The 13206-nt window shown below is 36.1% G+C and carries 9 protein-coding genes; 1 reads left to right on the top strand and 8 read right to left on the bottom strand.

The features are described from left to right. Nucleotides 1-130 precede the first annotated feature (130 nt). A complete protein-coding gene (locus IGJ11_RS12735) occupies nucleotides 131-1363 on the top strand; it encodes an SWIM zinc finger family protein (protein ID WP_034700067.1) in 1233 nt (410 codons plus the stop codon). A 347-nt stretch (nucleotides 1364-1710) separates the two neighbouring features. Here the strand turns inward: IGJ11_RS12735 and essC are convergent, their stop codons facing one another. The 8 genes from essC to IGJ11_RS12775 all read right to left on the bottom strand — a co-directional run bounded on the left by essC (nucleotide 1711) and on the right by IGJ11_RS12775 (nucleotide 13053). Continuing rightward, the gene (gene essC / locus IGJ11_RS12740; protein ID WP_341352332.1) at nucleotides 1711-6024 is read right to left on the bottom strand and encodes a type VII secretion protein EssC; all 4314 of its coding nucleotides are present in this window, start codon (nucleotides 6022-6024) and stop codon (nucleotides 1711-1713) included. A 70-nt stretch (nucleotides 6025-6094) separates the two neighbouring features. Then, nucleotides 6095-7267 (bottom strand): type VII secretion protein EssB, encoded by a 1173-nt coding sequence (essB, locus tag IGJ11_RS12745; protein WP_126342854.1) that lies wholly within the window; start codon nucleotides 7265-7267, stop codon nucleotides 6095-6097. Next, nucleotides 7268-7543, bottom strand: coding sequence for an EsaB/YukD family protein (locus tag IGJ11_RS12750; protein ID WP_126342850.1), 276 nt, complete (start codon nucleotides 7541-7543; stop codon nucleotides 7268-7270). A gap of 151 nt (nucleotides 7544-7694) precedes the next feature. Then, nucleotides 7695-7988 carry a WXG100 family type VII secretion target gene (locus IGJ11_RS12755; protein ID WP_010720654.1) on the bottom strand — a complete coding sequence of 98 codons (294 nt, stop codon included), beginning with the start codon at nucleotides 7986-7988 and terminating at the stop codon, nucleotides 7695-7697. Between the two features lie 260 nt (nucleotides 7989-8248). Next, a complete protein-coding gene (locus tag IGJ11_RS12760; RefSeq protein ID WP_207433457.1) occupies nucleotides 8249-9118 on the bottom strand; it encodes a phytoene/squalene synthase family protein in 870 nt (289 codons plus the stop codon). Continuing rightward, a complete protein-coding gene (locus IGJ11_RS12765; protein WP_207433459.1) occupies nucleotides 9105-10595 on the bottom strand; it encodes a phytoene desaturase family protein in 1491 nt (496 codons plus the stop codon). The genes IGJ11_RS12760 and IGJ11_RS12765 overlap by 14 nt, the downstream gene beginning before the upstream one ends. 860 nt (nucleotides 10596-11455) lie before the next feature. Next, nucleotides 11456-12418, bottom strand: a complete 963-nt coding sequence (locus IGJ11_RS12770) for a tRNA dihydrouridine synthase (RefSeq protein WP_207433461.1) — start codon at nucleotides 12416-12418, stop codon at nucleotides 11456-11458. Nucleotides 12419-12534: 116 nt separating this feature from the next. Further along, nucleotides 12535-13053: a GNAT family N-acetyltransferase gene (locus tag IGJ11_RS12775; RefSeq protein ID WP_034700089.1), complete on the bottom strand. Its 519-nt coding sequence runs from the start codon at nucleotides 13051-13053 to the stop codon at nucleotides 12535-12537. Between the last annotated feature and the right edge of the window lie 153 nt (nucleotides 13054-13206).

Genomic DNA, 13206 nt, shown 5'->3' on the forward strand with positions numbered 1-13206 from the left:
AAAAAATATACCTAAAAATAGCCATTTATATTAAAATTAAATAACTTACGTATCAACAAAAAAATACTGTTTTTCATTCATTTATCCGTTAAACTTATTAAGTAAGAATTAATATAAAGGAGGAGATTAGGTGAACAACTGGAAAGAATATTTTTTAGAAACTACAATAGATTTAGGATACTCCTATTTTATTGGGGAACAGGTAAAAAACTTTAAGGTTAAGCAAAAACAGATTACTGCCAACATTACTAGTAATGAAAACTATCATGCAATCATTGACCTCGTTGACCACTTTTATTTAGAAAAAATGGTTTGTAGCTGCCCCTGCTTATCGAATGATCATTGTCCCCATTTAGTAGCCGTTTTATTCGAATACAATAAATACTTACAAAAGAAAGATGCAAATAACAGCGCATATTTGGTTTCCTACGCGGAAGATTCACAAATCCGTCCTTTTTTAAAGATGATTTTAAAGGAAAATGACCACTTAGCAAAACGTTTTCAACAATATATTTATTCAGATGCTTCTTTTGATATCAATAAATATCAAGCATACTATGAGAAACAATCTGCTTCCTCGTTGAAGAAAGAACCCGCAGACAAAAAAAGAGGATTGAAAAAAAAGAAACAAATTTTATCTGTTAAACAAATGGAGTACTTAAACTATTCCAAGCAAAAAATTCAACATACTATCCAAGAAAACTGGCACTCCCCTACTATCAGGACACAATATGTTAATTACTTACTTAAAAACAGAATATACAAAGAAGCAGAAAAAGTATTACAGGAGAGTCTGCTTTTGGATCGTCAATCTCCTGATCTCGTTCAACTTCATCGTTATTCTCTAAAAAAACTCTATTATAAATTAGGAAAAAAAGAAGCATACATAAATCAAGTTTTTAAGTTATTGATTGAGAATGATGCATTAGATATGAATCTAGTTCACCAATTGAAAAAAACTTGTTCAAAAGACGAATGGATATCGTTGCGAAACCGTTTGTTCCAAGAATTACATAATCATCAAGACATTGGCTTACTTTATTCACAGGAAAAATGCTATGATCTATTATTGAATCGTGTGTTAGAGACCTCTGGAATCAAAGAAGCTAATCGTTATTTCAATATTTTAAAAAAACAGACTCCCGAAGCACTATTACAGAAATATGAATATGAATTGCGGAAAATAGCCCACACTATGACTACTCGGAATCATTATCATAAACTGGTGAGATATATTGAAGAAATGGCTACTTTACCAAACAGCATGATCTCGGTTCAATTGTTGATCAAAGAATTAAAAGAAAAATACCCGCGAAAAAAAGCAATGATCCAAGAATTAAAATTACTCGAAAAAAAAATGTAACTATTTATTATGCCAACGTTATTTACGAGTGATCCTGAGTTTTTTGCCAAAGACAGAAAAAAACGCTTTAAACTTCAATAATAAGAAGAAGTTTTCAAAAAAATTACCGTTAAGAGTCTGGGACAAAAAAGGACTTCCCAGACTCTTTTAGGTGTAAAAATGAATAAATGGTGAGCATACCTTCTTACCAAATAGACATTCCAGAATTAATTCCTCGAAATCGCATGAATTTTCGAACACTTGAGAAGCTATTACAAAAAATTCTTCCTTCTGTTGTTGGAGCTAACCCTTGCACCCGTGCCCTCTTGTTCGGGTACATTATTTTTAGTGCGGTATCATTTTTACCCTCACTCTTCTTCGACAGGAACTACTATGATTTCCAACTTTCCATCCTTTAAACTGTAAAAACTATTTTTATTATTTGGGTTATTTTCTCTCGTAAATGTAAAATCATCAACAAATCCTTGAGTTTGGAGACTCCCATCAAAAAGGATCTGAGAAACATTTTCTTTTACTATTTGAGTCATTCCACCATAAAAGTTGCCAGTTTTCGCTAACAGATCAATAAAAATGAATTGAAAACACGAATTTCCTCTATTTAATAACTTGCTTACTTCTCCCGAGAGTAACCCCATTTCTTCCACGAAATCATCCAGTCCATTAAGAACCACGATTTTTCTCGTTTTTGGCGTGAACCACAGTTCATCCCAGAAATGAGTAAATTTCTCACTTCGTTTTGCGACATCATGCAAGCTAAAATACGAAGTCACTTCGTTTTTTATTTGCTCCAATGTTCCAGAAACATCGATTAAAATAACATTTTCTTCCACATCCATCATTTGTGACAGCCACCATGAAAACATCCTCTGCAATTGTACATTGGAAGTAAAAAATAAACCTAGCTGCTTTCCAAGAAAAAATGCAAATGATTCCACCTCAACTGTTTGCTTATTCAAACCTAGATACACCAAGTCTTTTTCTTTATTGCGCACAAACTGACTGAAAATTTTTGGCGTTAACCGTTCGGGCACCATCAGGATTTTTTCAGGACGTTTTCCTACCCAGTTTTGATCTATATTTGTTATTTCTTCTGCCATTTTTTCGAATATTTCTGATTCATTTTGACCATTAGTGGGTAAATAAAATTGTAATATCGTTGGTCGGTCAAGCATCACTTGCCCTCTTCCTTTAATAGGTAACGCAACAATCGCTTCTCTTCCCAGCACTTGTTTGATTTCACTTTCATCATGTAAATACATAAACAGCTTTGTTGCAAATTGACTCATCATATTTAGGCGAATACTCCCGACACGATTGGCAGATAGAATAAGATAAATCCCTAAACTTGCACCATCTCTTAGTAAATGCACGATTGTTTCATCGATGGAATCTTTTCGTTTATCCTCTATCCCCAAACTCTCGTAGCTATCTAATATAATAAAAATGATCGGTAATTGGATGCTCGTTTTTTCTTGGTATTGGTAGAGATTTGTGGCACCCTTTTCTTTAAACAGTTGTTTTCTCTCCGCCAATGATCGATTGATTCTCACAAACATTTTTTGTCTTTTTTCTTCTTCTTCTAAAGTGACGATGTCAACGACATGTGGCAACTTCTTCAACGGTAAAAGGCCATTAGTACCAAAATCAACTAGATGAAACCATACTTGATTTGGAGTATTTTGTCTTGCAAGACTTAAAACAATTGTTTGTAATAACGTAGATTTTCCATATCCAGAACTAGCGAATACAACGGTATGACTACTTTTCTCGCAATCATAGTAATAATGACTTTGCTTTTGCTCATGAGGTACATCTAACAAGCCTATGGGAACCTTTAATGTATTCCGTTCATTTCCTTTAAAGACAGGCATTACTAACCATGTTGGTAATTCTGGTAACCAAGGTTGTGATGGTTGGCTGAATGTTGATTGTTGAAAAGTTTGTACAATCAACCTTCTGACTGCCTCATATTGCGTAACTATACTGCCCGCTGCTTTCCTCGAATCTTTTTCTGTAGGAGCAAAGAGGACTTCCTTTTGACCAAATTCATTCACAACAACGATCCGTTCATCTTCAAGAGATTGGTTTGGTGCGTAGGGTGCTTTTGTATAACCACTTTGGAACAATTCATAGACGTCATTTTCTCCTACCTTAAGATAACCCCTCCCTGGTCTTGACACATAAGCTGCATCTGTTGTTTGTAAAAGTTCCTTTGAGTCTTGAACACTTGCCATTTTCAATGCCACTTTACTTTTACTATTCGCCTCGATTTGGTCGTTGACTACTCCGGCTGGTTTTTGGGTAGCTAAAATTAAATGGACGCCAAGTGAACGACCAATCCGCGCTACTGAAGTCAGCTCCTCCAAAAATTCTGGCACATTGACTTTTAATTCGGCAAACTCATCGGATACTAGAAAAAGATGAGGCAGCGGCTGATCAGGGTACGCAGAAACGTTCCTTTGTTTTCGTTGTTTGTATAACTGCATATACTCATTGATGTTGTTTACTTCATAGGTCGCAAGTAACCTTTGTCGCTTTTCCAGCTCCGCTTTGATACTGATCAATGCACGGGACGTACCAACTCGGTCTAAATTAGTGATTGCACCCATAAAATGTGGCAACTTACTTACTGTTTGTGCGAGGCCACCACCTTTCCAATCAATCACTAGAATCCCTACATCTTCAGGAGAAAAATTGATGGCTAATCCCATTAAATAAGTACTCAGAAATTCTGACTTCCCTGAACCAGTCGTGCCACCAATTAAAGCATGAGGTCCATGTGCCTGTTCATGGAGATCCCAGTAGATCCCCTGATTTTTTCTCTGCCAGCCGATCAATGAACGCAATGTCTTACTTGGCTCTGCGTTCAACCAGCGCTTAGAAATCATTAACTCCTCAACAGTCTGAACTTGATATTGCTCTAATAAATTGATTTTTTCTGGCAGATTTTGATTTTCAATTTCTTCATGGAATAAGTTAGCTAAGCGAAAAATTGCTTGTTCAAGTGGATAACTAGTTGGTAAACGATTAGGTGTAAATGGTTGATTAATGTGTTGTTCTTTATGATTGATCAACATAGCAATATCTTGACTTTGATACGCTATTAACGTCGTTACAGTTTCAGGCAACTGATCGATAGATTCCTTCGCCCAAATAACTACGACACCATACCGATTTAATTCTTCCGTTAAAAACTCACTGATTTCATGCTCCCACAAGCCTTCTTCTGTAATAATTGAAAAAACATAAGTTGGTTTAAAAGCTATCTTCTGATAATCAGCATGTTGTAGTTGTTGCTTCCTTTTAGAAAGGATCTTATAAAATGCACTTAAAACCAACTCTCGATTTTTTAAATTGAATAGGAGCCCTCTTTGTTTAAGTGGAAAGGATCGCAACGTATGATGTGGTAACCAACGCCAATTTTTCCATGTTTTTTCATATTCTTTTTCTTGAAGAAGCGTGATAAACTCAACCTCTTGGTAAGAGTGCAAGACAGAAATTTGAAATAGTAAAGATTGAAGAGCTTCCTGCAAAACATTCGATGGACCGACAAGCCCCACTGACTGAGTTGCTAACGAAATCGCAATAGGTGCGTTCTTTAATTTCTGATAAGGACGAATAAAATCGGATAGAACTTCATCGTTCCATTGATCCTCATCCAAATAAGAACTAACAATTTTAAAACTGGATGGACGTTCGCCTATTCCTAAGCGAACGGTTAAAAAATCTTTATCCTTTGGTCGACGTTCATAGATTCTTGGATGACATTCCTTTGTCATTCGTGCTAATTGATCATTAGAAGGATACATGTACTGTAAAACTTCTTTTTGTCTTTGCTGTAACCTGTTTAATTCAAAAGCTTTTTTGATTCTATATTGTTGGATAGTTATTTTTTGTTCACTTTTTTTTCGTTTTATTTTCTTTTTATTTAATAAATAATTGATAGTAGAGATACTGGACGTCAATAAATTAAGTCCATACATACCTAGTATCAGAAACAGGTTTCGATTGCTAAAAAATAGAAACATTCCGCTTAAGATAAATATACCTAAAGACGGGAGAACCAATTTAAAAAAGGATTGTTTCTCCTGAGCTGCTTCGTGTCTCGGTAATCGAACCTCCACTTGTACTTTTGGCTCTTCCAGATAGATTCTAGGGCTTCTTCTAAAAAAGGGGAAGTGCTTAGGATATTCAGGTATATAAGGGACTTCAGAAAGTACCCATGGATTTAATTGGATCGCTTGACCTAAACCGATGATCTGCCACTGCTTTTCCCGCCTTTCGATAATCCACTGATCCACTACGATCTGATCACCTACTTGGAAAGTAAATACACCTTTTGTTACAAGTTGCTGGTTATAATAAACGGGTGCTTTACTAGGATATATACTCAATTGATAGTTATTATCCTGATAATCTATCGCAATCATTGCATCTGATTCAATCATCAAAGCAGAGGTCGTTGCACATGAAATATCAATCAATTGATTCGGTGGATCGATCCACTTTCTCTGCAATGTTTCATGCTTTAATATCAGAAACCTCGGATCATCTTTGATCGAAGAGTCTGAAAAATTTATATGCTGTTTGATATAACAGATTTTTTTGCCGGCGATCACCAGCTCTTTATCATTTTGAGTAAATACTTCATGAATAAACATCTCCCCAAAATAAAAGAGATCAAAAAGGATGGAAAGACTGATATTCATCTGATTTTCGGTGCATAGTGTCTTATTTTGTGGGATTTTCAGATTTATTCTCTCCTGGCTTTTTGCTATATTGACTAATTTTTTCTTGATAGTTTTTTAGTAATTTTTGCTTTTTTTCACCACTCATTTGATCGTTCATTTTTACTGTCAGATATAACTTAGTATAGACATGCAAAAGATACTGCTCATCTCCAATGTTTTGAGCGATATCCAATGCCTGTTGGAGATTATTTCTGTCAATGTAAATCCAATAAAGCAAACGATTCTCACTTGACTCTTGAGATAATTGATTTAAAATAGCTGTTTTTTCTAATGAAGTTAAATGATCTAATTGAATGACACTAACAGCCACTATATATTTGATACTTTGAGAAAACAAACTGGGGGATACATCTGCTAAAGCCGTTAAAACACCTGCATAATCCTTGGCTATATATTTTGCTTGTGCATCCACGCTCCGTTCTATCTGTGGTAATTGATAAAACGCATAATTTCCTGTTAATAAAGCAAAAAGGATGGTTGACAAGCTGAATAAAAGGCTACCCCATTTAAAAATAAAGTAATTTTTCCTACTGACCACACGTAATTCTGTCGTTCGAATCTCCTTTTGTGTTTCGATTTGGTCGCTAATAATCTGATTGATTTCTGTTACATTTTTTGCTCCATGGAGCAATTTCGACAAGTCATCTGTTAATCCTTCACTTCCTCCATTTAAACTCTCATAACTCAAATTAGGATATAAGATAGCCAACACCAGTGCCCGATATTGCTTCAGAAAATCATTTTCAGTGACCGTATATGGAGCGATAACTTGCATAAACCCTCGATGTGCAAGAAAAATCTCTTCTCCAAACAGAAACAAATTATCGGGATGAAACAATGGTTGGATCGGTCCATTCATAAAATCACACAATTGATTGACTTTTTGGGCAAGCAATAATCGTTGGTAAAAATCTAATTTAATCAAAACCTGTGAGAAACACTTCATTTGATTTGTTTTTTTGTATTGAATGATTAATTTTTCTGTAGATAAATGGCTAACGTCACCTGCCAGTAAATTTCTTTTAGGTTTTAAAAAAAATGTATATTGTTCGATCTGATCCAACGCATATTGATTCGCTTGTAGCTGAATTTCCACTCGTTCATCGGTTATTTTAATACCTTCTTTTTTAAATACATCCTTTTCGCTCTTCAATTACTTGTTGTCACCACCATTAAGGATACGTGGCTTGATTAACAGTTGGTCACCATGACTAATTGGATAATCTGATAAAAGAAATTCTTCATTCAATCGTATTGATTTATTTGTCACTTCTAAATCGAACGCAGCCGGTAGCACGATCGAAGAAACCTGAAGCGCGTTCACAAATAATTCCTTTAAGCGCCTAATGGTTATTTCCCTAGGTATTTGCAAGTCGATCGTTTGCTGTTCGATTTGCAAACAAATATCAATGTCTATTCCCTGTTTCATTGAGTTACCCCTTTTTTCATGTATGGCTTATTTTTTACATTCAAAGTCAAGGAATCAAAACAAAAACCAAATGAAAATAGCTAAAAAACAACTGACATTTGCTGCTTTAATGGGTACAAGTCAAACGAAGATTGGTTTTTACTGATAAACGCTATAGCAACCCAAAATTCCGAGCATCTTGACGATCCCGTTCTGAAACGGTATTCGCATAGTTGTTGAGTTGCTCATAAATACTTTCAAATAATTGTGTCATTTGTTTAACGCTACCTTCTAACTGGTGATACTGATCAAGATATGCTTGAAAAGCTTGTCCTTTCCAATTATGAGCAATTTGCTGGTTCATCGTATTTACTTTTCGGATAGCCTCTTGTATTTGGAGCGCTGATTGCTGATAGATCTTCGCTTGTGATTTTAATTGATCAGGCGTAACTGCAATTGGTCCCATTCTTCCATCCTCCTAGCATTTAGTTGGTAAAACTATTACCTTGGTCATGAATAATATACGACAAGTTCTAAAATATTCCGCTAAATCTTTATTTTTATCTGAAAATTTTTCTCGCATAGAAAGACCTATGTAACAAAACAGTGATAAAAAGCCCGACAACCTTTTTGGTCTCGGGCTCATTGCTTTCAATTTTTTCAACTAATAATCGTTTGAAAACAACAATATTGAATTTATATTCGGTTCTTTAATAATCAGACGGTTCAATAGCTTTTGAGATAACTTTTGACCTCTTTTAAAAGCTGTACTTTTCGATAATGACTAACTTTATTCTTATTATCAAATAAAGAATAATGCTGTTTTCTCACGATATTTAATTGCTCACGATAAATAAACGCAGCACTGGCAAGTGCTTGACGACAATCTTCTGTAATAAGAGGAAACATTTCAAATGATTCTTCATATAAGTTTTCAGCCTGCTGAGCCAGTGACTCCCATAAAGCGACTAATTGTGTTTGGGCTTGCTTTTCTTTTAACATGGTAGTTGCTACCCCAAATCTAGTCATGTCTTCTTTTGTCAGGTAGATTCGCCCCATTTGATAATCTTCTCCAACATCTCGTAAAATATTCGTTAACTGCATCGCTTCTCCTAATTTTTTAGCTGGTACAACGAGGTCAGCTGGGCGCTCAGTTAAAAGCGGAAGCAACATCAAACCTACACTACCTGCAACGTAATAACAATATTCTTCAAGATCTTTTCTTGTTTCTGGTTGCTTAAAATCAGCATCTTTTCGTTGACCAGTCAGCATATCAAAAAAAGGAGCGGTTACCATGGGGAAATTGTCAAAGACCACTGATAGCGCACGCCAGACTGGATCGTTGGGAACCTTTCCCTCATTAAAATCTAGCAATTGCCGTTCTAACTGTCTCAATCCCGCTTGATTGTTGTCGCGATCAATCAAATCATCTGCACGTCGGCAAAACGCATACACGGCATAGACACTTTGAGCTTTTCGTTTAGGCAACTGTGAGAAAGCCAGGTAAAACGATTTTGAATTTTTCTTGATGATTGATTCACAATAGGCAAAATCTTTTTGGTATTCTTGAAAAGGATCATTGTTAATGGTTATCATCTCTCAACAGCTCCTCTACCGCTAATTTTGCGCTTTGCATAACAATTGGTACCCCTGCGCCAGGATGGGTACTACTCCCACAAAAATATAAATTTTCTGCTGCAGAAAATTTGTTATGCGGGCGGTAATAATTACTTTGTATCAATGTCGGTTTTAAGCCAAAAGTCGCTCCATTATAAGCATTGAAACGTTCAGAAAAATCTTTGGGCGTGATCAATGTTTCGGATACGATATGCTCATCGATATCCTTAAAAATCGTCTTTTCTTTGAGCAATCGGATGATTTTTTGGCGATAGGCTTGCATCGTTTGTTCCGTCCACTTCTCATATTTTGACAATTCTGGCACTGGTACTAAGACATATAAGCCTTCCTGACCCTCAGGTGCAAGCGAATCATCCATCAATGACGGTCGGTACAAATAAAAAGATGGATCATCTGGTAACTTTCCTCGTTCAAAGAGATCATCAACATTTTGTTTAAAGTCTTCTGCAAAATAAATACTATGCAAGTGTTCCTCTGGGTATTTCTTGTCTAAGCCAAGATACATCAAAAAACAAGAACATGAATATTCAAATTTAGCGATTTTTTTATTTGTATACTTTCCCCGTTTTCTTTCATCAGGAATTAATTCCTTCATCGCATAAGGAAAATCAGCGCCACATACAATAGCATCAGCCATCACTTGTTCTGTCCCGATTCGGATCCCTTTAGCAATCTTATTGTCAATTAGGATTTCATCTACTGATGTTTCGTAAACGATCTTTCCACCTAATTCTTCAAACAATCGCGCCAATGAAGTCGCTAACGTATACATTCCACCTTCAATAAAATAAACACCATAAAATAATTCGATCATTGGAATAATCGTATATAAAGAGGGTCCTTGATAAGGCGATACCCCGATATAAAGTGTTTGAAAAGCCAATGATTTACGCAAACGGTCATCCTTCACAAATTTAGAAATAGACGTATACGCATCGCTGAATGTCCGCAAGCGGATCCCTGCCCATAATGATTTAGGATTATAAAAATCCCAAAAACCACGAAATGATTTCGTGATAAAGGCTTCTTTTGCGATCGTATATCGCTGATAGATATCTGCTAAAAATGCGAAATAACCTTGTGTATCTTCTGGCGAAATGTTTTCCAACGTCTTTGTCAATTCAATTAAATCATTGGAAAACTCGATTGGTTCCTCTTTGTTGAAATACAGTTTTAACATTGGATCAACTTTTTTCATTGGAATGTAGTCATCGGGGTCTTTCCCACAAAATTCAAATACTTCCCGATAAATTTCTGGCATCATCACAATCGTTGGTCCTAAATCAAAGGTAAATCCTGCCGTTTTGATTTGATTCATTTTCCCGCCAACTTGACGATCTTTTTCGTACAGTGTGACTTCATATCCTAGCTTTTGCAACCGAACTGCGGCACTTAATCCAGCTACTCCCGCCCCAATGACAATAATTTTTTTCATGGGATCACCTACTTACCTTTTTTATCACTTGATAAATTTAATGATAACGCAAAATTTATCAAGTGATAAACTAATATGCTCAAAGAGGTTGAGACAAAAGTGTTTAGCATCAAGAAATAAGAAGGAATTTCCGAAAATTGACAAGAAACACAAAAACTAGTTTTTGATGTTGATTGTTACCTACTTGGTGCTTCTCAAATTTTTGGTAAATTTCAGCTTATTTCCGAAGATGCTACTTTTGTCTCACCGTGAACAAGAGGTCGTGAAAAGAGTGTTTTGACCTGAGCGCTCACCAAGTAAAAACTGCGACGAGTAATCGCAGGAGTATTAAGGATGGAAATCTCGAAACAGCTTCCCATGTTTTGAGATTTTTTGACTTATCGCCGAAGGTCAGCTCTTTGAACACCGTGAATCAGAGGTCGTGAAAACATCGGGTAGCTCTGATGACAATAAGAAAGAATTTTTTGAAACAGCTCCTCATGTTTTGAAAAATTCAGGCTTATTTCAAGGAGCTGATGTTTGAACACCGTTTAGCAAGAGGCTGTGAAAGAAGCGTTTAGCCCCGAGCGAATAAGAGAGGATTTTTTTAAATAGCTCCTCATATTTTAGAAAATCATCGCTTATTCTTGAGGAGTTGCTTCTTGAACGCCGTTTATTCGTTTTTAGAGATACTAGAAGAGACTGTGACAAGTTTTGTCTCATTTGCCATTCAATTTTCTCATTAAATAACTACTTTTACAAAAAAAAGCCCAATGATCACGAAAATTCATTCGGATCATTCGGCGTTTTATCTACCTCTGATTTCTTTTATAAGATTCAAAAATACAAACAGAATACAGTATTCTTGAAATTTTCATCGGTTACTCTTGATTAGAAAAAGCATTTAAAAGCGCTCTGACTTCGTCGGTCGATTTAGTATTCATTAATTGAACACGTAAGTCACTTGCGCCCGGAAATCCTTTGACATAGATTTTAAAGAAACGATGTAGCCCAGTCATTGAACGGGGGATTTCTTTGGCATATTGGTCTTGGAGATCTAATTGCAGACGTAAAAGATCAATCAATTCAGTTGCTGAATGTTCCCTTGGTTCTTTTTCAAAAGCAAAAGGATTTTTAAAGATCCCACGACCGATCATAATCCCGTCTACACCATATTTTTCAACTAATTCCAAGCCCGTTTGCCGATCAGGAATGTCGCCATTGATCGTAAGCAACGTTTGTGGCGCAAGTTGATCTCTTAATGCTACGATTTGAGGGATAAACTCCCAATGAGCATCTACTTTACTCATTTCTTTTCTCGTACGTAAATGAACAGAAAGATTGGCGATATCTTGTTTCAATAAATGACTCAACCAACCTTCCAACTCTTCTTGTTCTGTATAGCCGATCCTTGTCTTGACGCTTACAGGTAATCCTCCTGCTTTCGCTGCTTCAATCAGTTCCGCTGCAACTTCCGGACGAAGAATCAAGCCACTCCCTTTCCCACGTTCAGCAACGTTAGGAACCGGACATCCCATATTCAAATCGATCCCTTTAAAACCCATTTCTGCTAGTTCGATACTCATTTGTCTAAAAAATTCTGGTTTATCCCCCCAGATATGAGCAACCATCGGCTGTTCATCTTCGGTAAATGTCAAGCGACCTCTGACACTTTCTTTACCATCAGGATGGCAGAAACTATCGGAATTTGTAAATTCTGTAAAAAACACATCGGGCGCTCCTGCCGCCTGCACAACATGTCGAAACACCACATCTGTGACATCCTCCATTGGTGCTAATATAAAAAAGGGCTTCGGTAATTCTGCCCAAAAATTTTCTTTCACTGATAACTCTCCATTTCATTGTAGTTTCGCCATGTAATACTCTTCGTTCACTATTCTAAAAAACAGAGTCATTATACTAGGAATCAACAAAAGAAGCAAAACCACTGCTTCCTTTACTAAAGCAATTTTTGATACGCCAATCGTTCATTGTCTATCTCATCGTCGACATAGACGATACCACGTAACTCAAACCCACAATGAGCCATGATACGTTGCATACTAGTATTCTTTTTGTGCGTATCAACTCTTACTTGTGCCATTCCTAAGGCCTTTGTTTCTGCTTCTGCATACTCAACGAGTCGGTAAGCCAGCTTTTGTCCGCGAAATGCATCAGCTAGTGCAATGCGATGGATTGTTGTATAGGGCGCATCAGCTTTTTCCCAACTTCCTTCAAAGATTTCTTGATAATTTTTATCAGGTGTTTTTTGTAAGGCTAATGTTCCAGCAATGATTCCATCGACTACCAAAACATAAGACCATGTTTTATCGATATCTTGCCTGATCGTTTCTTCATTTGGATAACCATTTTGCCATTGCGGACTATCAGCGGAAGCTAATAACCGTTTTGCTTCATTAATGATTTTCATGACGGCTGGCACATCAGTTAACGTCGTTTCGCGAAATTCAATTGTCATTCCATATCCCCTTTTTATTTTTCTATACTAAATAAAACACTAAAAACTAAAGTTTAGTTATCATTTTAACATATTATATTTAGTTAATTTAAGAGTAGATCGTCTAAATTTGTATGAGGAAGTCCTTTAATCGAACAAAAAAAGTCTAGGATA

It is taken from the genome of Enterococcus sp. DIV0691, assembly GCF_051711145.1.
Taxonomy (GTDB): domain Bacteria; phylum Bacillota; class Bacilli; order Lactobacillales; family Enterococcaceae; genus Enterococcus_B; species Enterococcus_B hirae.